Origin of the sequence: Bosea sp. (in: a-proteobacteria) (assembly GCF_023953965.1) — a bacterium.
Lineage (GTDB): Bacteria > Pseudomonadota > Alphaproteobacteria > Rhizobiales > Beijerinckiaceae > Allobosea.
The window spans coordinates 1,543,762-1,566,519 of the sequence record NZ_JAMLIX010000001.1 but is presented as its reverse complement, the minus strand read 5'-3'; the positions used below and the strand labels follow the sequence as shown (position 1 = coordinate 1,566,519).

The window sequence follows — 22,758 nt, the reverse complement described above, 5'->3', positions numbered from 1 at the left end:
GCGATGCGCTTCCGGCAGGGGCAGGTGATCGACGGCTTCACGCTCGAGGAGGAGATGCCTTCGGGCGGCATGGCCTCGCTCTGGCGGGCGCGCCATCCGGATTTCGCTATCCCGATCGTGCTCAAGATCCCCTTCCTCGACCCCGGCCAGGACGTCTCGGTCGTGATCGGCTACGAGGTCGAGGCGCTGATCCTGAAGCGCCTTTCGGGGCCGCATGTCCCGCGCTACATCCGCTCCGGGGAGCTTTCGGAAACGCCCTATCTCGCGATGGAGTTCGTCGCGGGCGAGAGCCTGGCCAGGATCGCGAAGTCGGCGCCGCTTCCGCCCGCGGAGGTCGCCCGCATCGGCGCCGAACTCGCGGTGGCGCTGGCGAGCCTGCATGAGCAGCAGGTCGCGCATCTCGACCTGAAGCCGGAGAACGTGATCCTCGCCGAGCGGGGCGCGGTGCTGCTCGATTTCGGGCTCTCCCGCCATGCCGGGCTGCCGGACCTCCTGGCCGAGGAAAGCAACGTCCCGATGGGGTCGGCCGGCTATATCGCGCCCGAGCAGGTGCTCGGCGACCGCTCCGACCCGGCGAGCGACATCTTCGCGCTCGGCGCCATTCTCTATCTGCTCGCGGCCGGGGAATTGCCCTTCGACTGGCCCTCGACCACGGCGGGCATGAAGCGCAGGCTCTATCACGCTCCCAAGCCCCCCTCCGCGGTCAATCCGAAGGTGCCGGCCTGGCTCGAAACCGTGATCCGGACCTGCCTCGAGGTCGATCGCGGCCGCCGCTACACCGATGCGGCGCGCGTCGCCTTCGACCTGCGCAACCCGGAGCAGGTGGCGATCACCGCAGCGCAGCCGCCGCGCTCATGGTGGGATCGTTTCCTCTCGATCTTCCAGAAGCGCGAGGACCACCTCCTCACCGGCGCGCCCACGATCCGGCGCCGGCAGGCGGGCCCCGCCCTCATCCTCACGGCGGTCGACCTCGTCGGCGGCACCGATCCGCTCGCCGGCGCGGTCCTCGCCGAGACGGGCCGGCTTCTCGCGACCCGCCCGGATTCGCGCCTGGCCTGCCTTACCGTGCTGAAGACCGAGATCATCCGCGAGACCACGAAGACGGACGACGCCGGGCGCTCGCTCTACATCAAGCGCCTGGTGGCGCTGAAGGACTGGGCGCGCCCGCTCGGCCTTGCCGAGGAACGCATCAGCTATCACGTGATCGAGGCGGTGAGCGCCGCCGACGCGATCCTGCGCTATGCCGAGCACAACCGCATCGGCCACATCGTCATCGGCGCGCGCAGCGCTTCCGCGCTGCGCCGGCATCTCGGCAGCGTCTCCTCGAAGGTCGTCGCCGAGGCCGATTGCTCGGTCACGGTGGTGCGGCTCGGCACGGCCTGATCAGGGCCGCGCTTGCGCCTCAGCGCTGGCGGCGGGTCGCCTTCGCGCGGCCGGGGCGGGGCTGCGCCGGCGGCTCGGGCGTCGCGGTCTTGGCCCTGAGCGCCGGCATCCGGCCATCGGCATCGAGCCAGGAGACCTTGCGGCCGGTCGCCGACAGGCGCGGCGAGGCGCAGGCCGGCTGGCGCTTGAGCTCGCTGCGCGCGAAGGCCGAGCGCAGCGCGGGCTCGGCTCCCGCATTGGCGAGATCGAGCCGGTCGATCAGGCAGGCGAGCTGGCGCCGGTCGCTCGGCCTGGACCCGGCGCACCACCAGCCGCTCATCGCGAAGAGCGCCTCGCTCTCCATCGTCCGGAAGGCGAGGCAGCCGCGGCTCCGGGTGCCGTCGCCGAGGACGACATCGGCGGTTTCGAGGGCGCCGAAACGGGTTTCGAGCGCGGCCGGCGTGCCGGCGCGCGCGACGGCGAGGCCGCCGAGCGCCGCGGTGTGGACGAACGCGACCGTGAAGGAGCCGGCGCCTGCGGCGATGTCCTCCCCCGTCCGCAGCCGCAGCGCCAGATGGGCATCGGCGCCGGCGAAGGCACCGAAGCTCATCAGATCCTCGCGGCTGCGGCCATCCGGGCTGCGGCGCGCCCCGACCACGGGGGCGTCGCGGCCGAGCTCCGGCGCTTCGAGATTGAAGATCGCGATCGGGCGGGTGACGGACACCCAGTCCGCCTCCGCCACGGGCCGGGCCTTGTGCCCGGCGGCCGGGCTCGAGGATGTGGCGGCCGCCGCGGCGGATGCCAGGCCCGCGAGCTGCGGCGGGTCCTCGCTTTTCGCCGAGAGGCCGGTGACGAGGGCCGCCGTCAGGCTGACCCCGCAGAGCGCCGCGGCGATCCGCCAGGCGAGCGCGCCCGGCAGGCCGAGCCCGCCGCGCGGCGCGAGGCGGCGACCGAGGCGACAGGCGGCGCGAAAGCCCGCCTCGATCCGGTCGGCGCCGGTGATGAGACGGGAAACGATGTCGGCCCCGGCCGCGCGCGCCCGGGCATGGCGCCACAGTATCCGGGCACGGCGCGTTTCGCGCCGCAGCCGGGCCATCGTCTCGTCGCAACGCAAACGCAACACGCCTGAACTCCCGCGCGGCACGCCGGCCGCGCCATCCCGATCACGGCGCACAGGCTGAGGGTCGAGAGTCGCTACCCGGTTACCGGCGCCGGCCGATCGGCGGGCAGCGTGAACGGAGGGTCAACGGGCAGGGTTAACGGCGCGGGAGAGATTGACTTTTCGCCGCCGGAGGTGTTCTGACACAGGCGCGGTGCGCGGTTGCGCCGCCTTGCGAAGTCTTCAGCCCTTCGGGATCGGCTCTGTGACGCTCCGTCCGACGACGAAACGCACGACCAAGACGACGACCGGGAAAACCGGCCTGTCGCGCTGACGCTTCGCCTCGGTTCCGGGTCCGTCTCCCCCCGGCGGGGGCAGATCGTCGAACCCGCCCGATGCAGGACGGGCCGGCCCCCAAGGGAGATCCGAACCGTCTCAATTCCGCAAAGGATCAGATCATGAGCTTCAAGGTCGCAGTGGTCGGCGCAACCGGCAATGTGGGCCGCGAGATGCTGGACATCCTCGCCGAGCGCGCCTTCCCCGTCAGCGAGGTGGTGGCGCTCGCCTCCTCGCGCTCGGTCGGCACCGAGGTCTCCTTCGGCGACAGGACGCTGAAGGTGAAGGCGCTCGAGCATTACGACTTCTCCGACACCGACATCTGCCTGATGTCGGCGGGCGGCGAGATCTCCAAGACCTGGTCGCCGAAGATCGGTGCGCAGGGTGCCGTCGTCATCGACAATTCCTCCGCCTGGCGCACCCATCCCGACGTGCCGCTGATCGTGCCGGAGGTGAACGCGGCCGCCGCCGCCGGCTTCGGCAAGATGAACATCATCGCCAACCCGAACTGCTCGACCGCCCAGCTCGTCGTGGCGCTGAAGCCGCTGCACGACGCCTTCGGCGTCAAGCGCGTCGTGGTCTCGACCTATCAATCGGTCTCGGGCGCCGGCAAGGAGGGCATGGACGAGCTCTTCAACCAGACGCGCGCCGTGTTCTCGGCCGGCGAGGTCCAGACCAGGAAGTTCCCGAAGCGCATCTCCTTCAACCTCATTCCTCAGATCGACGTCTTCATGGAGGACGGCTTCACCAAGGAAGAGTGGAAGATGGTGGTCGAGACCAAGAAGATCCTCGACCCGAAGATCAAGCTGACCGCCACCTGCGTGCGCGTGCCGGTCTTCATCGGCCATTCGGAGGCGGTCAACATCGAGTGCGAGAAGCCGGTGACGGCGGAAGCCGCGCGCGAGGTGCTGCGCGCGGCGCCGGGAATCCTCGTCATCGACAAGCACGAGCCCGGCGGCTACATCACCCCGCATGAGGCGGCCGGCGAGGACGCGACCTATATCTCGCGCATCCGCGAGGACTCGACCGTCGAGAACGGCCTCGCCTTCTGGTGCGTCTCCGACAATCTGCGCAAGGGCGCGGCGCTGAACACGGTGCAGATCGCCGAGGTGCTGGTCAACCGCAAGCTGATCCAGCCGCGCAAGCAGGCGGCCTGAGCCGCGCTGCCGGAGCGAGGGCGGGCCGCAAGGTCCGCCTTTTTTCGATGCGGGGGGGCGCCGCGCCAACGCATGGAGCTCCCATGTTCTTTGCGCAGCGGATCGCCGGCCGAAGCGACTAGGATCGCCTGCGACGCAGCCGACACGCCCGCACGACTTCCGCCCCCAGCCGCCCCGAAGCCCTTGCCGCAACCTCCCGCTCCCCACCCCGGATCCGCGACGGATACCGCCGCCGCATCGCTCAGGCGTGACAACGGCCTGCTCGGTATCGGCATGATACTGACCGCCACGATCTTCCTCTCGGCCGGCGATGTGGCGACGAAATACCTCACCGCCAGCGTTCCGCCGCTCCACATCGTCTGGCTGCGCTATGCCGCCTCGACGCTGATCCTGCTGGCGATCGTCGGCATCAGGGGCGAATGGGCCTCGTTCCGGACGAGGCGGCCGGGCCTGCACCTGTTGCGCGGCTGCGGCACGATCGGCTCGTCCATATTGTTCGTCCTGGCGCTGAAGGTCCTGCCGATCGCGGATGCGACGGCGACCGGATTCGTCGCGCCGCTGTTCGTGACGGCGCTGTCGATCCCGATGCTGGGCGAGCGCGTCGGCTGGCGGCGCTGGGCGGCGACGCTCGCCGGACTGGTCGGCGTGCTGATCGTGGTCAGGCCGGGCGGGGCCGATTTTCAGCTCATCTCGCTGCTGCCGGCCGTCTCGGCCCTGCTCTGGGCGTTCGCGCTGATCGTGACGCGGATGATGAGCGGAACCGAAAACCCGCTCGCGACGGTCACCTATTCGACCAGCTTCGGGGCCCTGGTGATGGCGCTGCTGCTGCCGCTGCACTGGGTGACGCCGACCTGGGAGATCTTCTGGATCGGGCTGTTCATCGGCGCGGTCGCGACGGCCGGGCAATGGATGGTGATCGTGGCTTTCCGCTATGCCGGCGCCTCGCTCCTGGCGCCGTTCAGCTATTCCCAGCTTCTCTGGGTCTCGATTTTCGGCTTCATGCTGTTTTCGACCCTGCCCGACATCTGGACCCTGGTCGGCGCCGCAATCATTGCCGCCTCGGGGCTCTACACCGCCCATCGCGAGCGCCTCCGGGCGAAACTGGTCACGGGCTGACCGCCGCGCCGCTGCCCGATGTCGCAGGCGCGAAGAATTGACATTCGCTGGATGTTTTGCCAAATATGACAATAATATCAGTAGTTTAGACATTTTCTAAACTACGGGCCGGTTGTCCGGCATGGTGGAAGGCGTTATCGATGAGCGTTCTGGCGACCAAGGATCACGATCACAGCCCCGTGTCGGGCGATCACATCCCGTGGCCGCAGAAAAGCCCGACGAGCTGCCCGATCAGCGCCGTGAAGGCGCGGCTGCGCACGGCTGGCCTCAGGCCCACCCGCCAGCGCATGGCGCTGGGCTGGCTGCTCTTCGCCAAGGGCGACAGGCATGTCAGCGCCGAGATGCTCTATGAGGAAGCGCTGAGGGCGCGTGAGCCCTTGTCGCTCGCCACCGTCTACAACACGCTGCGCCAGTTCTCGGAGGCCGGCCTGCTGCGCCAGGTCTCCGTCTCCGGGCCGAAGACCTTCTTCGACACCAACGTCTCGGAGCACCACCATTTCTACAACGAGGACGACGAGACCGTCACCGACATCCCGGGCTCGATGATCCAGGTCGCAGGGCTCCCCGCGGCGCCGGAAGGCATGGTGATCGCCTCGGTCGAGGTCATCGTCCGCCTGCGCAACGCCGATGGCGAGGAGATCGAGGCCAGGCGCGCGGTGGGTCGTCACGCGTGATCGTCTGCTCCTGCAACGTCCTGTCCTGCGGCCAGATCAAGGGCACCGTCGCCGCCGATGGCAGCGGCCCGCGCACGGCCGGCGAGGTCTATGACTGCCTCGGATGCAGCCCCGATTGCGGCCGCTGCGCCCGCGAGGTCAGGGCGATCCTGGCCGAGGCCCGGGCGGTCTGCGTGACGCAATGCGGCAGTTGCGCCAGCCGCGAGATCGCCTGCGCGGTGCATGTCTCGGTCGGCCTGATGTTCGAAGGCATCGCGCGCGAAGAAGAGAGCGCGGCGGCTTGAGCGCCCGCGCGCGCTCCCCGCGAAAGTGCCGGCCCTCGTCTTTTTCCCTCTTTCCTTCTCCGGAAGCCGCGTCTACATTAGGATCATTCTAATGTGGATCGTGGAGTCTGCGCCATGAAGGGCGACAAGAAGGTCATCGAATATCTCAACAAGGGGCTGCGCTCCGAGCTCACGGCCATCAACCAGTACTGGCTGCATTACCGCATGCTGGACAACTGGGGCCTGAAGGAGATGGCCAAGACCTGGAAGAAGGAATCGATCGAGGAGATGGTCCATGCCGACCGCTTCGTCGACCGCATCCTCTTCCTCGAGGGCTTCCCGAACCTGCAGACGCTCGACCAGCTGCGCATCGGCGAGACCGTCAAGGAAGTGATCGAGTGCGATCTGAAGGCCGAGGTCGAGGCCCGCGCGCTCTATCAGGAAGCGGCGAAATATTGCCGCGAGGTCGGGGACTTCCCGTCCGAGGACCTGTTCAAGGCGCTGATGAAGGACGAGGAAGGCCATATCGACTTCCTCGAGACCCAGCTCGACCTGATCGCGCGCGTCGGCATCGAGCTCTACACCCAGAAGCACATCGGCGGCCTGGAAGGCGACGACCACGACGATTGAGCCGGGGGCTTCGCCATATGAGCCGTCATTGCGACAAGGCATAGCCGACGAAGCAATCCAACGGGGCGCAGAGCCCTGTCGCTCCTGGATTGCTTCGCTTCGCTCGCAATGACGGTCGATGAGAGCGGCAAATGAAAAAGGCCCGCCATTGGCGGGCCTTTTTCGCTCTCAGCACGGCCGTGCCGCGTCAGATGAAGCTGACATTGGCGGCTTCGGGGCCCTTGCGGCCGCTGCGGATCGAGAAGCGCACGCGCTGCCCGTCGGCAGGCGGCTGCAGGCCACTGCGGCTCAGCGACGAGACGTGCAGGAACACGTCCGGCCCGCCCTTGTCCGGGGCGATGAAGCCGAAGCCGCGATCCGCGTTGAAGAACTTCACGGCCCCGTCATAAGGGCCTTCGACCGGGCCTGAGTCGCGATCCTGGAAGCCGCCGCCACGCGGGCCGCGATCGCCGAAGCCGCCACGATCGCCGAAGCCGCCGCGATCACCGAAGCCGCCGCCGAAATCGTCGCGCGGCGGGCGTGGCGAGAAGCCACGCGGCGCGGGCGCCGTCTGGGTGGCGGTCGAGGCGTCGATCTCGTGCACGGCGACGACCTGCAGGCCGCGGCGGCCTTCGCCGAGATCCACGACGATGGTCGCGCCGGGCAGCAGGTCCTGCTGGTCGAGCGGGCCGAGCGCCGAAACATGCAGGAAGACATCACCCGAGCCATCGGAGGGCGATGCGAAACCGAACCCCTTCTCAGGGTCGAACCACTTGACCTTGGCTTCGATATTTTCGTGCGTGACGAAGGGTTGAGCAGCAGGAGGCTTGCGACGATCGAACATGGAGCTTCAGATATGAGTGACCGGGAGCACGCAACTTAGCTCATGCCGGGCGCGCCGTCATCGGGGTCAATGCGAATTTATCGCATGATGTTTCATCACGGTGTAGCATTTTTTTCGTGCAACCCCCAGCATATGGACTATCCGGCTCCGCACGGCATGCGGGCGCGGCCCGGCCAAGATGCCGCAGCCCGGCCCCTTGCAATCGACGCCCGCCGATCCGATCTTGGCTGTCGAGTCAGGGAAGACAACGCCTCCTGGTCGGCAGCGCCCGCATGCGCTGTTCAGGAGATGACGAATGATCCGTTCACGGCGACCCGGCAGCACAGCCGGCAAGGGCGTGATCCGCCGGCTGTGGCCGACGGAGCGCGATCTGTTCAGGGAGCATCTGCTCCGGCTCGACGCAGTCACCCGCCGTCAGCGTTTCGGCACGGCGGTCAACGACGCCTTTCTCGAGAATTACGCGACCGCGACGTTCGGCGTCGGCGGCCTGGTCTATGCCTATCTCGTCGACGGGCGGGTGCGCGGCGCAGCCGAGCTGCGCGGCCTCGACGACCTCGTCGCGCAGACCGGCGAGGCCGCCTTCAGCGTCGAGACGCGCTGGCGCCGCCGCGGCGTCGGCACGGAACTGTTCCGCCGCCTGATCACGGCGGCGCGCAACCGCGGCATCCGCACGCTGTATCTGACCTGCCTGCCCGAAAACGCGGCGATGCGCCGGCTCGCCACCAAGTTCGAGGCCGATCTGGTCGGCGGCTATGCCGATGTCGAGGGCGCGATCGCGACCGGCGGCCCGACACCCTTCACGATCCTCGACGAGGCACTCGACAATGCGCGCGGCTTCGCGGCGATGGCGCTGACCATCCAGGAGCGCTTCTGGCCGGCGGCGGTCTTCGCCCGGGCGCTGCGGGCCTGAGCCGCCGGTTCAACGATTTCAATGTCCATCCCTGTCATTCCGGGGCGCGCCGCAGGCGCGAACCCCCGGAATGACGGCTGGGGCTCCCATGATCCGGCCGTTGCCGATGAGATCTACCGGCTCATCGACAGCGAGGCGCCGGATTTCGTGACCGCGCCGTCGAGCGCGCCGGAACCGGAACTCCGCAGCCGGGCCGCGACCGTGCCGCCCTGCTGGTAGAGATAGACCTCGCCGTCCCGGAAATCCCAGGCCGAGATCTTCTGCAGGTCCTTGTTGGCGCAGCCGGAGGAGGAGGCGCGGTAGAGATCGAGCGCCGGCGTGCTCGACAGCTGCACGCGGCAGGAACCGCCGGTCGCCTCGCGGGCGGTCCAGCCGCCGACCATGTTGTCGCGGCTGGCAGGGCGCGGCGCCGTCGTCGGGCTCTGGCCGAGGGTGGCGATCTGACCGCCGCCGCCGCGCAGCTGCTCCGGCTGCTGGCCGGCTTGCGGCAGGGGCTGGCCTTGCGCCGCGCCGCCGACACTGGGATCGAAGAACGGATCCTCGGGGCCGGGCAGGGGCGCCCCCGCCGGCGGGGCGGAAGCGGCGGGATAGCCGCCGGGCGGCGGCAGCGGTTCCGAGGTGACCGGCGCCGAGCTGATCGGCGGGGCGGAGGGCAGCGCCGGCTGGCCGTAGGAAGGCTGGTTCGTCACCGGCCCCCCGCCGAAGCGCTGCGAGCCGGCGCAGGCGGCCAGCGCCAGCAGCGGGACGAGGGCGGCGGCACGGGCGAGGGTGGCGGTCGGTGCGGTCTTCATCGTCGTCATGCGGCGCGGGTTCCGATCTCGGTCAGCCGAACGTTGCGTCAGTATCAGAGGAACGCGATGAACGCGGCATGAGCATGGTCTAGAGCATCGGATGCGAAAAGTGGAATCCACTTTTCGGAAATCCGATGCTCCAGCAATGAGATAGATCGTCGTTACCGCGTCCGGTAGGACGCGCGATGATCTAGCGCAGGGCCGCTGCGTTGCAAACCCTCGATCTCGACTCCGGTTCCCGCCCGGCGGCTTCAGCCCGCCTTGCGCTTGTTCTGGCGGTTGGCGACGAGGTCGTCGACCACGGTGGGGTCGGCCAGCGTCGAGGTGTCGCCGAGCGCGCCATACTCGTCCTCGGCGATCTTGCGCAGGATGCGGCGCATGATCTTGCCGGAACGGGTCTTGGGCAGGCCCGGCGCGAACTGGATCAGGTCAGGCGAGGCGATCGGGCCGATCTCGTTGCGGACATAGGCGACGAGCTCCTTGCGCAGCGTGTCGCTCGGCTTCTCGCCCGTCATCAGCGTGACATAGGCGTAGATGCCCTGGCCCTTGATGTCGTGCGGATAGCCGACGACCGCCGCCTCCGACACCGACGGATGCGCGACCAGCGCCGATTCGACCTCCGCCGTGCCCATGCGGTGGCCGGAGACGTTGATCACGTCGTCGACGCGGCCGGTGATCCAGTAATAGCCGCTGGCGTCGCGCCGGCAGCCGTCACCGCTGAAATACTTGTTCGGATAGGCCGAGAAATAGGTTTCCTCGAAGCGCTTGTGGTCGCCATAGACCGTGCGCATCTGGCCGGGCCAGCTATCGGCCATGACGAGGTTGCCCTCGCAGGCGCCGGTCAGCACCTTGCCCTCGGCATCGACGATCTCGGGCTGCACGCCGAAGAAGGGCAGCGTCGCGGAGCCGGGCTTCAGCTTCATCGCGCCGGGCAGCGGCGAGATCATGATGCCGCCGGTCTCGGTCTGCCACCAGGTGTCGACGATCGGGCAGCGGCGCTCGCCGACGACGCGGTGATACCACTCCCAGGCTTCCGGGTTGATCGGCTCGCCGACCGAGCCGAGCAGGCGCAGCGACTTGCGCCTGGTCTTCTTCACCGGCTCCTCGCCGGCGCCCATCAGCGAGCGGATCGCGGTCGGCGCCGTGTAGAAGGTGTTGACCTTGTGCTTGTCGATGACCTCCCAGAAGCGCGAGATCGTCGGATAGGTCGGGATGCCCTCGAACATCAGCGTGGTCGCGCCGTTGGCGAGCGGGCCGTAGAGGATGTAGCTGTGGCCGGTCACCCAGCCGACATCGGCCGTGCACCAGTAGATGTCGCCGTCATGGTAGTCGAAGACGTATTGGTGCGTCATCGCGGTGAAGACGAGATAGCCGGCGGTGGTGTGCAGCACGCCCTTCGGCTTGCCGGTCGAGCCGGAGGTGTAGAGCAGGAAGAGCGGGTCCTCCGCCTTGACCTCGACGGGCGGGCAGTGGCCGGAGACCTTGGCGGCCTCCTCATGATACCAGAGGTCGCGGCCTTCCTTCATATTGACGTGGCCGCCGGTGCGCCGGACGACGATGACGGTGTCGATGCCGCCCTTCACCTTGTCGTCGGCGGTGTCGACGTTCTTCTTGAGCGGGACGGAGCGCCCGCCGCGCAGGCCCTCGTCGGCGGTGATCACGATCTTCGAATCGGAATCCTCGATGCGGCTCGCCAGCGAATCCGGCGAGAAGCCGCCGAACACCACCGAATGGACCGCGCCGATGCGGGCGCAGGCGAGCATCGCATAGGCCGCCTCGGGGATCATCGGCAGGTAGATGGTGACGCGGTCGCCCTTCTTGACGCCATGGGCCTTGAGGACGTTCGCGAACTTGCAGACCTCGGTATGGAGCTGGCCGTAGCTGATCTTCTTCGATTCGGAAGGATCGTCGCCCTCCCAGATGATCGCCGTCTGCTTGGCCCGCGTCGCCAGATGCCGGTCGACGCAGTTATAGGCGACGTTGGTGGTGCCGTCCTCATACCACTTGATCGAGACCTTGCCGGGCTTGTAGCTGGTGTTCTTGACCTTGGTAAAAGGCTTGAACCAGTCGATCCGCCGGCCCTGCTCGCCCCAGAACTTGTCCGGATCCTTGATCGAGGCCGTGTACATCTTCCTGTACTTGGCTTCGTTCAGCCAGGCCTTCTTGGCCCAGGCGGCTGGCACGTCGTAGATCGTCTCGGACATTCGGGCATCTCCCCAGACCTGAATCGTCTATGCCGCGTGGCACCTCCCGCAGGGGAAGCGGCCGTCGCGTTCTTCGATTTCGACGCATCATAGGATGCGCGCGGCGCGCGGCAAGCGCTTCGCGCTCGCACTTTCGTGTCACAGACTTTCGGCGATGGGTGCCGGCGCTCGAGCTTCCCGTCGGTTTTGCCGAGGCGCCGTCATTCCGGGGCGCGGCAAGTCAACGGCGGCTAAAGCCCGCCCATCCTGCAGACGATCCCCCACTCCTCCTCCGTCACCGGCTGGACCGAGAGGCGGAAGGAAGTGACGAGCGACATCTTCGCCAGCTTCGGCTGCGCCTTGACGGCGGCGAGCGTCACCGGCTGCGGCAGCGGCTTCACCGCCTTGAAATCGACCAGCACCCAGGGCTCGCCCGGAATCCAGTTGTAGGCTTCCCTGATGACCTCGACGATGCCGACGACCGCGAGCCCCTCGTTGGAATGATAGAAGAAGACCTGCTCGCCCTGCTTCATCGCCATCAGGTTGAGCTTGGCGGTGTGGTTCTTCACCCCGTCCCAATGCGTGCCCTTCGCGCCGGCCTTGACCTGGTCGTCCCAGGACCAGACCGAGGGTTCGGATTTGATCAGCCAGTGAGCCATCAGGCTTCGTCCTCCTTCAGCGGCACCGGCGGCTGCGAGGCCGCCTCGCCCTGCTCGTTCCAGAACCGCACCATCTCGCGGGTCAGCGCGGCGTAGTCCCTGGGGTCGAGCTCGACCCGGGCTTCGCCCTCGCCGAAAGGCAGGATCAGCACGAAGCGATGCGTGCCCTCGGCCCGGCGCCGGCGATGCTGGATGACGGGCGCGGCGATGCGCCCGGCCAGCGGCACGGGGCCGCTCTCGGCGACGAGCTCGGAGCCCGTCGTCTTCTTCACCTCGGCGATGCCGCGCGCCACGCGCTTCGTCAGGTCCGACCAGTCCTGAGCCATGCCGTCCTCCGTCATTCCGCCCGGATCGGCCGCGCCAGCAGCGCCGCCACTGCCTCGCGCACGCCGGCTTCCCCTGCGATGACGCCTGCGACCGCCGCCGCGATCGGGGTCTCGATCCGCTTCGCCCGCGCCATCGCGGCGAGGATGGGCGCGGTGAAGGCGCCTTCCGCCAGCCTGCCGCCGGCGGCCTCGGCCGGGCTTGAACCCTGGCCCAGCGCCAGACCGTAGGCGAAGTTGCGCGATTGCGCCGAGGCGCAGCTCAGCACGACGTCGCCGAGCCCCGACAGGCCCATCAGCGTCTCAGGCTCGCCGCCATAGGCCTCGCCGAAGCGGCGCAACTCGGCGAAGCCGCGCGCCACCAGCGCGGCCCGCGCGCTCTCGCCGAAGCCGAGCCCGATCGTGATGCCGGCGGCGATGGCGAGCACGTTCTTGGCCGCGCCGCCGATTTCGACGCCGCGCGGATCGGCGGAATGATAGATCCGGAAGGCCGGCGAGCTCAGCGCCTCGGCGAGCGCCTGCGCCAGCGCTGCGTCGCTGGCCGCGAGCGTGACCGCGGTCGGCAGCCCGCGCCCGATATCGGCGGCGAAGCTCGGGCCGGAGAGGATCGCCGGCGTGGCGCCCGGCCAGGCCTCCGCGATGATCCCGGTCGCGAAGCGGCCGCTCGCCTGCTCGATGCCCTTGGCGGCGGAGATCACCGGCACGCGCGGCGGCAGGCTTGCAGCCAGCGCCTCGCAAATCCCGCGCAGCGCCTGCGTCGGCACGGCGACGATCAGGGCGTCGCAGCGGGCGAGGTTGTCGAGCGAACCGGTCGCGCGGATGGCCTCGGGCAGGTCGATGCCGGGCAGGCGCGGCGCCTGCCGCGTCCGCCCGATCGCCGCGACGGTTCCCGCATCGCGCGCCCAGAGCCGGACATCGCAGCCGGCGCGGGCGGCGGCGAGCGCGAGCGCCGTGCCATAGGCGCCGGCACCGACGACGCCGATCTCGCGATAGGCCCGCGGGCTCATGCGACGGCCGGCGGCGGGGCCGGGAGTTCGGTGAGCGGCCAGCGCGGGCGGGCGACCGCGCCCATGTCGTCGACGAGGCCGAGCCTCAGCCGCTCCAGCCCGGCCCAGGCGATCATCGCGCCATTGTCGCCGCAGAGATCCAGCGGCGGGGCGACCATCGGCAGGCCGGCCTCGGTCGCGAGCCGGGAAAGGCCGGCGCGGATCGCCTGGTTGGCGGCGACGCCGCCGGCGACGACCAGTGTCGAAGGGGTGATGCCGGCCTCGCGGCAGGCCCTGAGGCCGGCGCGGGTGCGGTCGACCATGACGTCGACGATCGCCGCCTGGAAGGAGGCGCTAAGATCGGCGACGTCCCGGTCCGAGAGCGGCGCGATCCGCTCGGCGACGAGGCGCACGGCGGTCTTGAGGCCGGAGAGCGAGAAATCCGGGTTCGGCCGGCCCTGCATCGGACGCGGGAAGTCGAAGCGCTCGGGATCGCCCTTGGCCGCCTCGCGCTCGACCGAAGGACCGCCGGGATAGGGCAGCGCCAGCATCTTGGCGATCTTGTCGAAGGCTTCGCCGACGGCGTCGTCGATGGTGCCGCCGAGCCTGAGATAGTCGCCGACGCCGCACACGGCGAGAAGCTGGGTATGGCCGCCGGAGACGAGCAGCAGGACATAGGGAAAGGCGAGATCGTCGGTGAGGCGGGCGGTCAGCGCATGCGCCTCGAGATGGTTGACCGCGATGAAGGGCTTTCCCGTCACGAGCGCGATCGCCTTGCCGGCGGTGAGGCCGACCATGACGCCGCCGACGAGGCCCGGCCCCGCCGCCGCCGCGACGGCGTCGATCTCGTCGGGCTTCAGGCCGGCATGGGCGAAGGCGCGCGCGATGATGCGGTCGATCGCCTCGACATGGGCGCGCGCCGCGATCTCTGGCACCACGCCGCCATAGGCGGCATGCGCCGCGATCTGGCTCAAGACCTCGTTCGACAGGATCTTCGTCTCGCCGGAGCGCTCGACGCAGACGATCGCGGCCGCCGTTTCGTCGCAGGTCGTCTCTATCCCCAGAACACGCATGATCGGTCGACTTGTCTTCCGGAATGAGGAATCAGGAACACGGGATGGCGCAGGGCGGTTTCGTGCCGGCAATTCCTTCGTATAGTGCGCGCGAGGGTAGAAGGCCAAGAGGCGCTCCATGTCGGGCGCGTCGGCGGCGGGCGCGGGAACGGAAAAGGAGAGGGCATGGGCTGGATCATTGTTCCGCCTCAATGCGGAACGACCGCGGCATGCTGCATGTTTCGTGGATCGTCCCGCTGTAGCCGCCGGTTTTGCCAGGAGCTGTGAATGCGCGTCTTCGTCTTTCGCCCGCGCCCCGACGCCGAACGGACGGCCCGCGCCATCGCCGGGCACGGCTTCGAGCCGGTGGTCGCGCCGCTCTTCGAGGTGATCCGCCTGCCGGGCGAGGCGCCTGCGGGCTCTTTCGACGCGATCGTGGTGACCAGCGGCAACGCCGTGCCGGCACTGGCGCAGGGGCCGGCCGCCTGGCGCGACCTGCCCGTCTTCACGGTCGGCAGCCGCACCGCCGCGAAGGTGCGCGAGGCCGGGCTTGACGACACCCGCAGCGCCGACGGCGACCGCAACGACCTGATCGCTCTGATCCGGCGGACGCTGCCGGCGCCGGCGCGCCTGCTGATGATCGTCGCGCGCGACCGCAAGGAGGACGTGGCGGAGCGGCTGCGCGAGGCCGGCTACGAGGTTGCGCTCTGGATCGCCTATGCGGCCGAGGCGATCGCCGCCCTGCCCGAGGAGACGCAAGCCGCGCTGCGGCAGGGCGAGGGCGCGGCGCTGCATTATTCCCCGCGCGGGGCGCAGACCTTCATCGCCCTGACGCAGGCGGCCGGCATCGCCGAAAAGGCGCTCGAGCTCACCCATGTCGCGCTCTCTGCCAATGTCGCCGCGCCGCTCATCGCGGCCGGAGCCAGCACCGTCCTGGTCGCGGAGCATCCCGAAGAAGCGGCGTTGCTGGCGGCGCTGGAGCAGGTCTCGGCGCGCCAGCACCCCGCCGATCCAGCCGGGCCCGGGCGGGAGCCGGAGGTCGAAGACGCTCCGCGGGAGGCGCCTCCGGCCGATGCCGTCAAGCCTTCACCGGAAGCGGTGGCGCCGACCGAGGCGCTGCCACGGGAATTCAGGCCGCCCCCGGTCGAGCCGAAGCCGCCGCAGGTCGAACGCGAGCCGGCCCGCACGCCCTGGATAGCCGTTGCGGCGGCCGGTCTCGTTGCGGGCGCGCTCGGCGGAGCCCTCGTCGGCTATGTCCTGCCCAAGGCGGCACCTCCCCCCGCAGCGCCCTCGGGGGATGCTGCGGCGATCGCCGCGCTGCAAACCCGGCTGGAGAGCGTGCAGGCGGCGCTGACGGCGGCCGACCGCAGGGCGGCCTCGGCCTCCGATGCGGCAGCGAAGACCGGTTCGGAGCTTCAGGCCGTCACCGCGAGGCTCGCCGCACTCGGCAATGCGCCGGCGCCCGATACCAGCGCCTTCAGCGCTCAGGTCCAGCGGGCGGAAGCGGCGGCGGCGGCCACCGGCCAGCGCCTCGACCAGTTCGCCGGGCGGCTCGGCGCGGTCGAGACCCGGGTGAAGGCGGCGTCGGGCGCCAGCCCCGAGGCGATGGCGGCGGCGCGGATCGTGCTCGCCGAACGGGTGCGGCAGGCGCTGGCGGGCGGGCGCCCCTTCTCGAGCGATGTCGCGGCGCTGACGCGAAGCGGCGTGGCGCCGGCCGATCTGGCCGCGCTCGCCGCCGTGGCCGGGACCGGCGCGCCGACGCGCGAGGCGCTGCTGGCCGGGTTCCGCAAGCACGGCGCGACGTTCCAGCGCGAGGTGATGCCGGCTTCCGCGAGCTGGACCGACAAGCTCATCGCCCTGGCGAGCCGGGTGGTCACGGTCCGCCCGGTCGGCGAGAGCGCCTCGACCGATCCCGCGACGCTGCCGATCCGGCTCGAAGGCGCCATCGCCGCCGGCGACGCGGCCAAGGCTGCGGCGCTGTGGGGAGAGTTGCCGGAACCGGCGCGCCGTGCCAGTGCGGAGTTCGGCGCCGATCTCGGCAAGCGCGCCGCGGCGGATGCGGCGATCGCCAAAATCGCGCAGGATGCGGTCGCCGCGCTCGGCACGGCCGGCTGACGGGGGGTTGAGAAGTCCATGGTTCGCGTTCTCATCTACCTCGCCGTCTTCGCCTGCCTCGCCTTCGGCGCCGTCTGGCTCGCCGACCGGCCGGGCGAGGTCTCCGTGCTCTGGCAGGGCTACCGGATCGAGACCAGCGTCGCGCTGGCGGCGATCGGCGTCGTCGCGCTCGCTTTCCTGGTGCTGGTGGTCTGGGCCGTGCTGCGCTTCGTCCTCGGGCTGCCCTCGGCCTTCAGCCTGTCCTCGCGGGCGCGGCGCCGGGCGCGCGGCTTCGAGGCCGTCTCGCGCGGCATGGTCGCGATCGGCGCGGGCGATCCCGTCGCCGCCGGCCGCTATACCGGCGAGGCGCGCCGCTTCGTTCCCGGCGAGCCGCTGACCCTGTTGCTCGAGGCGCAGACCGCGCAGCTCAGGGGCGACCGGGCCCAGGCCGAGGCCGCCTTCAAGGCGATGCTGGAGAAATCCGAGACGCGGGTGCTCGGCCTGCGCGGGCTTTTCGTCGAGGCCAAGCGCCGCGGCGACGCCGCCGCGGCGCGCGCCTTCGCCGACGATGCGGTGCGCCGCTCGCCCTCGCTCGCCTGGGCCAACGATGCGCTGCTCGATTTCCACACCCAGGCCGGCGACTGGCAGGCGGCCCGCACCGCGGTCGAGCGCCGCGCGGCGCTGAGGCTCGTCGACAAGGCCGAGGCACGCCGCCAGCGCGCGGTGCTGCTGGCGGCCGAGGCGTTGCAGGCGCGCGAGCACGAGCCCGAGAAGGCGCTCGCCGCCGCGCTCGAGGCGGTCAAGCTCTCGCCGTCGCTGACGCCGGCCGCAGCGCTCGCCGGGCGGATGCTGGCGGCGCGCGGCGATGTCCGCAAGGCCTCGAAGCTCCTGGAGACGGCCTGGAAGGAGGCGCCCCACCCCGAGATCGCCGCCGCCTATCTCGATGCCCGGTCCGGCGACAGCACGCATGACCGCCTCAAACGCGCGATCGCCCTGTCGAGGCTGCGCCCGGCCGACCCCGAAAGCGTGCTGGCGCTCGCCGGAGCCGCGATCCAGGCCCGCGAGTTCAAGGAGGCGCGCGAGGCGCTGAAGCCGCTTCTGGCCGGCGGCGCCTCGGTGCGTGCCTGCCTGCTGATGGCGGAGCTCGAGGACGCCGAGCACGGCGCCGCCGGCCGCGTGCGCGAATGGCTGGCCCGGGCGACGCGGGCGCCGCGCGATGCCGCCTGGGTGGCGGACGGGCTGGTCTCGGACCGCTGGATGCCGGTCTCGCCGATCACCGGCCGGCTCGATGCCTTCGTCTGGACGGTGCCGCCGGCGACGCTCGGCAGCCCGGCGCAGGCGATCGACGACGTCCTGGCCGATCTCGACGATTCGACCCGGCTGATCGAGGCCAGGGCGGAAAGCGCCACCACGATCGAGCCTGCCGCGGTGGCCCCGCCCCCTCCCCCGCCGCCGCAGGAGGAGCCCAGGCCCGAGCCGGCTGCTCCGCACGAGGAGCCGAAGCCGGTCGTGGAAGCGGTCGCGGAACCCGCCGGGGCGAAGCCGGCTGAGGCCGAGCCGGCGCAGATCAACCCCGCCGCCGCGCGCGAGAGCGTGCCACCGAAGCCGGTGATCTTTCCGGTCTCGCATGCGCCGGATGATCCGGGGCCGGGCGAGGAGCCGCCGCCGGAGCCGAAGAAGAGCGGTTTCAGGCTGTTCGGCTGAGGGGCGTCATCTCTCTCTCCCGTCGCCGGCATCCCGGGTGGCCGCAGGGAGACCCACGATGACGGCGGAGGGTGTGCGATGAGTGCGGAAAAGGCGTGCGGCCGCAACCTTTGCGCCTTATAGCGGCGCGATGACCTCCGTTCCCGCCCCCAATGCCGCCGTCACCCTGACGGTCGGCCCCGATGCGGCCGGCCAGCGCCTGGACAAGGCGCTGGCCTCCCTCGCCGGCGAGATTTCACGCGCGCGGCTGCAACAGGTCATCAAGGAAGGCGGGGTCAGCCTCAACGGCGCCATCGCCCGCGATGGCAGCCGCAAGGTGGCCGAAGGCGATCACGTCACCCTCGTCATGCCGGCGGCGAAGCCGGCCGAGCCGGTCGGCCAGGATATCCCGCTCGATGTCGTCTACGAGGACGAGCATCTGATCGTCATCGACAAGCCCGCGGGGCTCGTCGTCCATCCGGCCGGCGGGCACGAGGACGGCACGCTGGTCAACGCCCTGATCGCCCATTGCGGGATGAGCCTCTCCGGCATCGGCGGGGTGAGGCGGCCGGGCATCGTGCACCGGCTCGACAAGGATACCAGCGGCCTGCTCGTCGTCGCCAAGACCGACCGGGCGCATCAGAAGCTCGCCAGGCAGTTCGCCGATCACGGCCGCACCGGGCCGTTGCAGCGCGCCTATCTCGCCATCGCCTGGGGCGCGCCGCGCCTGCGCGAGGGTACGATCGATGCGCCGATCGAGCGCTCGACCCGCAACCGCGAGAAGATGGCGGTGGTCAAGGAAGGGCGCGGCCGCGAGGCGATCACCCATATCGCGCTGATCGAGCGCTACCCGCCGCTGCGGAAGGGGCTCGACGAAACCGAGCCGCTGGCGAGCCTCATCGAATGTCGGCTGGAAACCGGGCGCACCCACCAGATCCGCGTGCATATGAGCCATATCGGCCATCCGCTGCTCGGCGACCGGCTCTACGGCTCGGGCTTCGCCACCAAGGCGGCCAGGCTGCCGGAGGAGGCGCAAGCCGCGCTCGCCGCGCTTGGCCGGCAGGCGCTGCATGCCGCGATCCTCGGCTTCGAGCATCCGGCGAGCGGCGAGACCATGCTGTTCGAATCCGAGCCGCCGGAGGATTTTGCGAATCTGCAAGCGGCTCTCGCGAAGCTTTGAGCAAATTCGGCGCCGCCGCCACCTTTCCGCCAGAGTAGGTTCCCATATACTGGGGTTGTTCGGATGCGGAGGGCCAAAGGGGCGCCGCGCGCGAACGCTCCAGCCGAACCGATGACAGGTTCCTGCGTTGGATCGTTTTGCTTAAACATCCGAAGCCTGCGCGAAGGTTGATCGCGCGGAGGGTCCGCCGCGAAGCGGGGGCCTCGATGAGGAGAACGAGCATGGCGAGTGCATCCCTGCCCGTCCTGTCCGCCGAAGGCGGGCTGTCACGTTATCTCGATGAGATCCGCAAGTTCCCGATGCTGGAACCGAGCGAGGAATACATGCTGGCCAAGCGCTGGCGCGAGCATGGCGACCGCGACGCGGCGCACAAGCTCGTCACCTCGCATCTGCGGCTCGTCGCCAAGATCGCCATGGGTTATCGCGGCTACGGACTGCCGATCGGCGAGGTCGTCTCGGAAGGCAATGTCGGCCTGATGCAGGCGGTGAAGCGCTTCGAGCCCGACAAGGGCTTTCGGCTGGCCACCTATGCGATGTGGTGGATCAAGGCCTCGATCCAGGAATACATCCTGCGTTCCTGGTCGCTGGTGAAGATGGGCACCACCGCCAACCAGAAGAAGCTGTTCTTCAACCTGCGCAAGGCCAAGAGCAAGATCTCGGCGCTGGGCGACGGCGATCTGCGCCCCGACCAGGTCCAGCAGATCGCGACCAAGCTCGGCGTCAACGAGCAGGACGTGATCGACATGAACCGCCGCCTCGGCGGCGACGCCTCGCTCAACACGCCGCTGCGCGAGGACGGCGACGGCGAATGGCAGGACTGGCTGGTCGACGATTCCGAGAGCCAGGAGCGCCGGCTCGCCGATTCGGAGGAGGCGGACAACCGCCATGCGGCGCTGCGCGAGGCGCTGGACGTGCTGAACCCGCGCGAGCGGCGCATCTTCGAGGCCCGCCGCCTCGCCGAGGACCCGATCACGCTGGAACAGCTCTCCGAGGAGTTCGGCGTGTCGCGCGAGCGCGTGCGGCAGATCGAGGTCCGCGCCTTCGAGAAGGTGCAGGAAGCGGTGAAGAAGGCGATCACCCGCATCGAATCGCCGCGGGCGGCCCTGCCGGCGGTGTGAACCGCATTTGACCGGAAGCCTGGAAGGGCGCCGCGAGGCGCCCTTTTTCATGCGCGTCTCAGTACAGCGGCGCCAGCGGCTGGAGCGGCAGGCGGATCGGGCCGAGGAAGACCCGGCCCTCGCGCAGCGAAACCGGCGGCAGCGGGGTCAGGCCCGGCGTCGTGCCGTTATCGCCGCCGCGTCCCCCGAGAAAGCCGCCGAGGCCGCCGAGCAGGTTGCCGACGCGCAGGCCGCCGATCTGCTCGATGCCGGCCGCCGCCAGCCTGAGTTCGCCGGCGACGCGATGCTGCGGGTCGAGCCCGACCCGCCCGCTGCCGTCGATGCGCGCCTTGCCCTTGGTCGCGGCGAGCCGGGTCAATTCCAGGCCGCCCTCGCCGGCGCGCCAGCTTTCGAGCGCATCGGGGTTGAAGCCCTTGCGGAAGCTCTCGGCCTGGGTCAGCGTCGCCTGCAGGTCGATCTCGCCGGCATCGGTGTTGCCGAGCAGGGCGTCCATCGGCGGCAGCATCGTGCCCTTGGCCGAAACGGCGATGTCCACCGCCTGATCGCTCGCGGGGCGCGTCGGATTGCGGCGCAAGTGCGCTTCGAGCGTGGCGGCGCCCCAGCTCTCGGGCGCGAGGTCGGGGCCGCTCAGCACGCCGCGGGGCTCGGCTGCGACCAGCGCGAAACGTTCGGGCGTGCGCCAGACGAGGCTGGCGTCGAGGTTCTTCCAGGTGAGGTCGAGCCTGCGCCCTTCCGGCAGGGAGACTTTCGCGGGGGCCGACAGCTCGACGATGACGAGACCCGGCGAATAGATCTGGCCGACGGCGACGGCGGGGCCCGTCTCGACGCGCACCGCCTCGCCCCAGCGCGTCGAGGTCAGCGTGAGCGCCTTGCAGCGCAGCTCGATCCGGAAGGGATAGCCGGCGATGGAGCGATCGGCGCAGGTCCAGCTGCGGCCGCGCTCGGCCTCGCGCACAAGCGCGGCGTCGACCTCGGCCGCGACGCGCCCACGCGCATGGAACCAGAAGGCGGACCAGCCCGCGACCAGCAGGGCGAGCAGCATGACGGGGCCGTAGAGCCAGAAGCGGCTGCTGCGTCGCGTCGGGAAGGGATCGGTCATGCGGCGGGTGTTCCTTGCGGACAGGCGGGCGGCGGCGATTCGCCTTCTTGTTATCGCATCGGACCGAAAGGTGGATTCCCCTTTTCGGCCCGTTGCTTTAGCAAGCAGGCCGGCACGGCCAAATTATGGGACGGCGATGACGGGCGAATGCGGTACGGCGGATCTCTGGGTCTTCGGCTACGGCTCGCTGATCTGGCGGCCGGGCTTTCCCTTTGCGGAAAGCGTGCAGGCGCGCCTGCACGGCTATCACCGCTCGCTGTGCGTGTTTTCGCATGTGCATCGCGGCACGCCCGAGCGGCCGGGGCTGGTGCTGGGGCTGGACCGCGGCGGGGTCTGCCGCGGCCTCGCCTTCCGCGTCAGGGCCGCGCAGGCGCAGGCGACCGTGGCCTATCTCCGGGAACGCGAGCAGGCGACGATGGTTTATCGCGAGCGCCATGTGGCCTTGCGGCTCGATGACGGCCGGCAGGTGCGCGGGCTCGTCTATGTCGCCGACCGCAAGCATCTGCAATATGCCGGCAAGCTGCCGCCGGCGCGATTGCTCCAGATCGTCCGGGAAGGCAGGGGCCAGTCCGGCGAGAACCCGGATTACGTGCTCCAGACGCATGAGCATCTGCGCCAGATGGGGATCTTCGATCCCGTCCTGGCGGGGCTCGCGCAGGAGCTGGCGCCGGGGCTCGCTGCGCCGCATCCGCCGCTCGCGGGCTGATCAGCCCTCCGGGCTCGCCTCCGGCATCAGGTCGAGCAGGGCGGCGCGGCGGCTCATCCCGTCCTCGGCGAGGAGATGGACATGGATCTCGCTGGCGCCGGCGGCCATCACCGCGCGCTGCCAGCGGCCGAGCGCCGCCTCGATGCCGAAGGGACCGGAATCGCGCGCGGCGACGATGCGCCGCTCAGGCGAGACGGCGACGAGCACCGCATCGGTGAAGCTGAGCGCATGGCTGTCCTCGGCGGCGAAGACCGAAGCGACATAGCGCCGGCCGGAGCGGCCGCGCCAGGCCGTGAAGCGGCGCTCGCCGAGCGCGGCGGCGCTGCGCAGCGGCATCTCGCGCGCCACGGGCGGCTCGTCGAAGAGATCGGGGGTGTAGCGATAGGCGAGAGCGGCCATGTCCGTTCCTCCGGTACTGGAGCATTTCCGCGTTTCTCCAAATCGCGGAAATGCTCCAGCTCCCTGTTCTGTCGCATTTTCTTCACGCGAACCGGTGCCCACTTCGCTCGAAAAT

Annotated in this window: 22 protein-coding genes; 12 read left to right on the top strand and 10 right to left on the bottom strand. The window is 70.0% G+C overall.

Going from position 1 to position 22,758, the window contains the following annotated elements; genetic code table 11:
• Positions 1 to 3 precede the first annotated feature (3 nt).
• Complete coding sequence (locus M9917_RS07325; RefSeq protein WP_297252274.1) at positions 4 to 1,383, top strand: bifunctional serine/threonine-protein kinase/universal stress protein; 1,380 nt, start codon at positions 4 to 6, stop codon at positions 1,381 to 1,383.
• A gap of 19 nt (positions 1,384 to 1,402) precedes the next feature.
• Here M9917_RS07325 and M9917_RS07320 read toward each other — a convergent pair whose 3' ends face one another.
• Positions 1,403 to 2,485, bottom strand: a complete 1,083-nt coding sequence (locus tag M9917_RS07320; protein ID WP_297252272.1) for a hypothetical protein — start codon at positions 2,483 to 2,485, stop codon at positions 1,403 to 1,405.
• A gap of 434 nt (positions 2,486 to 2,919) precedes the next feature.
• On the opposite strand from M9917_RS07320, the gene M9917_RS07315 reads away from it, so the two are divergent.
• The 5 genes from M9917_RS07315 to bfr all read left to right on the top strand — a co-directional run bounded on the left by M9917_RS07315 (position 2,920) and on the right by bfr (position 6,637).
• On the top strand, positions 2,920 to 3,954 hold the full coding sequence (locus M9917_RS07315) for an aspartate-semialdehyde dehydrogenase (protein ID WP_297252270.1): 1,035 nt from the start codon (positions 2,920 to 2,922) through the stop codon (positions 3,952 to 3,954).
• Positions 3,955 to 4,227: 273 nt separating this feature from the next.
• The gene (locus tag M9917_RS07310) at positions 4,228 to 5,070 is read left to right on the top strand and encodes a DMT family transporter (RefSeq protein ID WP_297252268.1); all 843 of its coding nucleotides are present in this window, start codon (positions 4,228 to 4,230) and stop codon (positions 5,068 to 5,070) included.
• Positions 5,071 to 5,210: 140 nt separating this feature from the next.
• Positions 5,211 to 5,744 carry an iron response transcriptional regulator IrrA gene (gene irrA, locus M9917_RS07305; protein ID WP_297252267.1) on the top strand — a complete coding sequence of 178 codons (534 nt, stop codon included), beginning with the start codon at positions 5,211 to 5,213 and terminating at the stop codon, positions 5,742 to 5,744.
• Entirely contained in the window at positions 5,741 to 6,028 is a 288-nt protein-coding gene (locus M9917_RS07300) for a (2Fe-2S)-binding protein (RefSeq protein ID WP_297252265.1), read from the top strand. The genes irrA and M9917_RS07300 overlap by 4 nt, the downstream gene beginning before the upstream one ends.
• Before the next feature lie 114 nt (positions 6,029 to 6,142).
• Positions 6,143 to 6,637, top strand: coding sequence for a bacterioferritin (bfr, locus tag M9917_RS07295; RefSeq protein ID WP_297252263.1), 495 nt, complete (start codon positions 6,143 to 6,145; stop codon positions 6,635 to 6,637).
• 187 nt (positions 6,638 to 6,824) lie between these two features.
• On the opposite strand, the gene M9917_RS07290 is transcribed toward bfr, so the two are convergent.
• The gene (locus M9917_RS07290; RefSeq protein ID WP_297252262.1) at positions 6,825 to 7,460 is read right to left on the bottom strand and encodes a cold-shock protein; all 636 of its coding nucleotides are present in this window, start codon (positions 7,458 to 7,460) and stop codon (positions 6,825 to 6,827) included.
• Between the two features lie 295 nt (positions 7,461 to 7,755).
• Between M9917_RS07290 and M9917_RS07285 the strand changes: the two genes are divergently transcribed.
• Positions 7,756 to 8,370, top strand: a complete 615-nt coding sequence (locus M9917_RS07285; protein WP_297252260.1) for a GNAT family N-acetyltransferase — start codon at positions 7,756 to 7,758, stop codon at positions 8,368 to 8,370.
• A gap of 113 nt (positions 8,371 to 8,483) precedes the next feature.
• Here M9917_RS07285 and M9917_RS07280 read toward each other — a convergent pair whose 3' ends face one another.
• From M9917_RS07280 to tsaD, 6 genes are all read right to left on the bottom strand, one after another.
• Positions 8,484 to 9,170 carry an AprI/Inh family metalloprotease inhibitor gene (locus tag M9917_RS07280; RefSeq protein ID WP_465246338.1) on the bottom strand — a complete coding sequence of 229 codons (687 nt, stop codon included), beginning with the start codon at positions 9,168 to 9,170 and terminating at the stop codon, positions 8,484 to 8,486.
• A 242-nt stretch (positions 9,171 to 9,412) separates the two neighbouring features.
• On the bottom strand, positions 9,413 to 11,365 hold the full coding sequence (acs, locus tag M9917_RS07275; protein WP_297252258.1) for an acetate--CoA ligase: 1,953 nt from the start codon (positions 11,363 to 11,365) through the stop codon (positions 9,413 to 9,415).
• Positions 11,366 to 11,595: 230 nt separating this feature from the next.
• A complete protein-coding gene (locus tag M9917_RS07270; RefSeq protein WP_297252257.1) occupies positions 11,596 to 12,003 on the bottom strand; it encodes an EVE domain-containing protein in 408 nt (135 codons plus the stop codon).
• Positions 12,003 to 12,329, bottom strand: coding sequence for a hypothetical protein (locus M9917_RS07265; protein ID WP_297252256.1), 327 nt, complete (start codon positions 12,327 to 12,329; stop codon positions 12,003 to 12,005). Before M9917_RS07265 ends, M9917_RS07270 begins: the two co-directional genes overlap by 1 nt.
• A gap of 11 nt (positions 12,330 to 12,340) precedes the next feature.
• Entirely contained in the window at positions 12,341 to 13,333 is a 993-nt protein-coding gene (locus M9917_RS07260; protein ID WP_297252254.1) for an NAD(P)H-dependent glycerol-3-phosphate dehydrogenase, read from the bottom strand.
• Positions 13,330 to 14,385, bottom strand: a complete 1,056-nt coding sequence (gene tsaD, locus M9917_RS07255) for a tRNA (adenosine(37)-N6)-threonylcarbamoyltransferase complex transferase subunit TsaD (protein ID WP_297252253.1) — start codon at positions 14,383 to 14,385, stop codon at positions 13,330 to 13,332. Before tsaD ends, M9917_RS07260 begins: the two co-directional genes overlap by 4 nt.
• A gap of 267 nt (positions 14,386 to 14,652) precedes the next feature.
• On the opposite strand from tsaD, the gene M9917_RS07250 reads away from it, so the two are divergent.
• The 4 genes from M9917_RS07250 to rpoH all read left to right on the top strand — a co-directional run bounded on the left by M9917_RS07250 (position 14,653) and on the right by rpoH (position 20,439).
• Positions 14,653 to 16,479: a uroporphyrinogen-III synthase gene (locus M9917_RS07250; protein WP_297252251.1), complete on the top strand. Its 1,827-nt coding sequence runs from the start codon at positions 14,653 to 14,655 to the stop codon at positions 16,477 to 16,479.
• Positions 16,480 to 16,497: 18 nt separating this feature from the next.
• Positions 16,498 to 18,162, top strand: a complete 1,665-nt coding sequence (locus tag M9917_RS07245; protein WP_297252249.1) for a heme biosynthesis protein HemY — start codon at positions 16,498 to 16,500, stop codon at positions 18,160 to 18,162.
• A gap of 130 nt (positions 18,163 to 18,292) precedes the next feature.
• Entirely contained in the window at positions 18,293 to 19,321 is a 1,029-nt protein-coding gene (locus M9917_RS07240; protein ID WP_297252247.1) for an RluA family pseudouridine synthase, read from the top strand.
• A gap of 221 nt (positions 19,322 to 19,542) precedes the next feature.
• The gene (gene rpoH, locus M9917_RS07235) at positions 19,543 to 20,439 is read left to right on the top strand and encodes an RNA polymerase sigma factor RpoH (protein WP_297252245.1); all 897 of its coding nucleotides are present in this window, start codon (positions 19,543 to 19,545) and stop codon (positions 20,437 to 20,439) included.
• Between the two features lie 58 nt (positions 20,440 to 20,497).
• Here rpoH and M9917_RS07230 read toward each other — a convergent pair whose 3' ends face one another.
• Positions 20,498 to 21,538, bottom strand: coding sequence for a DUF2125 domain-containing protein (locus tag M9917_RS07230; RefSeq protein WP_297252243.1), 1,041 nt, complete (start codon positions 21,536 to 21,538; stop codon positions 20,498 to 20,500).
• A gap of 136 nt (positions 21,539 to 21,674) precedes the next feature.
• On the opposite strand from M9917_RS07230, the gene M9917_RS07225 reads away from it, so the two are divergent.
• Positions 21,675 to 22,244 carry a gamma-glutamylcyclotransferase gene (locus M9917_RS07225; protein WP_297252241.1) on the top strand — a complete coding sequence of 190 codons (570 nt, stop codon included), beginning with the start codon at positions 21,675 to 21,677 and terminating at the stop codon, positions 22,242 to 22,244.
• On the opposite strand, the gene M9917_RS07220 is transcribed toward M9917_RS07225, so the two are convergent.
• Positions 22,245 to 22,643: a hypothetical protein gene (locus tag M9917_RS07220; protein WP_297252239.1), complete on the bottom strand. Its 399-nt coding sequence runs from the start codon at positions 22,641 to 22,643 to the stop codon at positions 22,245 to 22,247.
• Positions 22,644 to 22,758: the final 115 nt, after the last annotated feature.

Excerpts from the sequence above, each read along its gene's own strand:
- M9917_RS07270 (WP_297252257.1), bottom strand. The coding sequence starts at position 12,003 with ATGGCTCACTGGCTGATCAAATCCGAACCCTCGGTCTGGTCCTGGGAC.
- M9917_RS07245 (WP_297252249.1), top strand. The coding sequence starts at position 16,498 with ATGGTTCGCGTTCTCATCTACCTCGCCGTCTTCGCCTGCCTCGCCTTC.
- tsaD (WP_297252253.1), bottom strand. The coding sequence starts at position 14,385 with ATGCGTGTTCTGGGGATAGAGACGACCTGCGACGAAACGGCGGCCGCG.
- M9917_RS07285 (WP_297252260.1), top strand. The coding sequence starts at position 7,756 with ATGATCCGTTCACGGCGACCCGGCAGCACAGCCGGCAAGGGCGTGATC.
- M9917_RS07240 (WP_297252247.1), top strand. The coding sequence starts at position 18,293 with ATGACCTCCGTTCCCGCCCCCAATGCCGCCGTCACCCTGACGGTCGGC.
- M9917_RS07230 (WP_297252243.1), bottom strand. The coding sequence starts at position 21,538 with ATGACCGATCCCTTCCCGACGCGACGCAGCAGCCGCTTCTGGCTCTAC.
- bfr (WP_297252263.1), top strand. The coding sequence starts at position 6,143 with ATGAAGGGCGACAAGAAGGTCATCGAATATCTCAACAAGGGGCTGCGC.
- M9917_RS07260 (WP_297252254.1), bottom strand. The coding sequence starts at position 13,333 with ATGAGCCCGCGGGCCTATCGCGAGATCGGCGTCGTCGGTGCCGGCGCC.
- rpoH (WP_297252245.1), top strand. The coding sequence starts at position 19,543 with ATGGCGAGTGCATCCCTGCCCGTCCTGTCCGCCGAAGGCGGGCTGTCA.
- M9917_RS07290 (WP_297252262.1), bottom strand. The coding sequence starts at position 7,460 with ATGTTCGATCGTCGCAAGCCTCCTGCTGCTCAACCCTTCGTCACGCAC.
- M9917_RS07325 (WP_297252274.1), top strand. The coding sequence starts at position 4 with ATGCGCTTCCGGCAGGGGCAGGTGATCGACGGCTTCACGCTCGAGGAG.
- M9917_RS07225 (WP_297252241.1), top strand. The coding sequence starts at position 21,675 with ATGACGGGCGAATGCGGTACGGCGGATCTCTGGGTCTTCGGCTACGGC.
- M9917_RS07315 (WP_297252270.1), top strand. The coding sequence starts at position 2,920 with ATGAGCTTCAAGGTCGCAGTGGTCGGCGCAACCGGCAATGTGGGCCGC.
- irrA (WP_297252267.1), top strand. The coding sequence starts at position 5,211 with ATGAGCGTTCTGGCGACCAAGGATCACGATCACAGCCCCGTGTCGGGC.
- M9917_RS07220 (WP_297252239.1), bottom strand. The coding sequence starts at position 22,643 with ATGGCCGCTCTCGCCTATCGCTACACCCCCGATCTCTTCGACGAGCCG.
- M9917_RS07310 (WP_297252268.1), top strand. The coding sequence starts at position 4,228 with ATGATACTGACCGCCACGATCTTCCTCTCGGCCGGCGATGTGGCGACG.
- M9917_RS07265 (WP_297252256.1), bottom strand. The coding sequence starts at position 12,329 with ATGGCTCAGGACTGGTCGGACCTGACGAAGCGCGTGGCGCGCGGCATC.
- acs (WP_297252258.1), bottom strand. The coding sequence starts at position 11,365 with ATGTCCGAGACGATCTACGACGTGCCAGCCGCCTGGGCCAAGAAGGCC.
- M9917_RS07280 (WP_465246338.1), bottom strand. The coding sequence starts at position 9,170 with ATGACGACGATGAAGACCGCACCGACCGCCACCCTCGCCCGTGCCGCC.
- M9917_RS07250 (WP_297252251.1), top strand. The coding sequence starts at position 14,653 with ATGCGCGTCTTCGTCTTTCGCCCGCGCCCCGACGCCGAACGGACGGCC.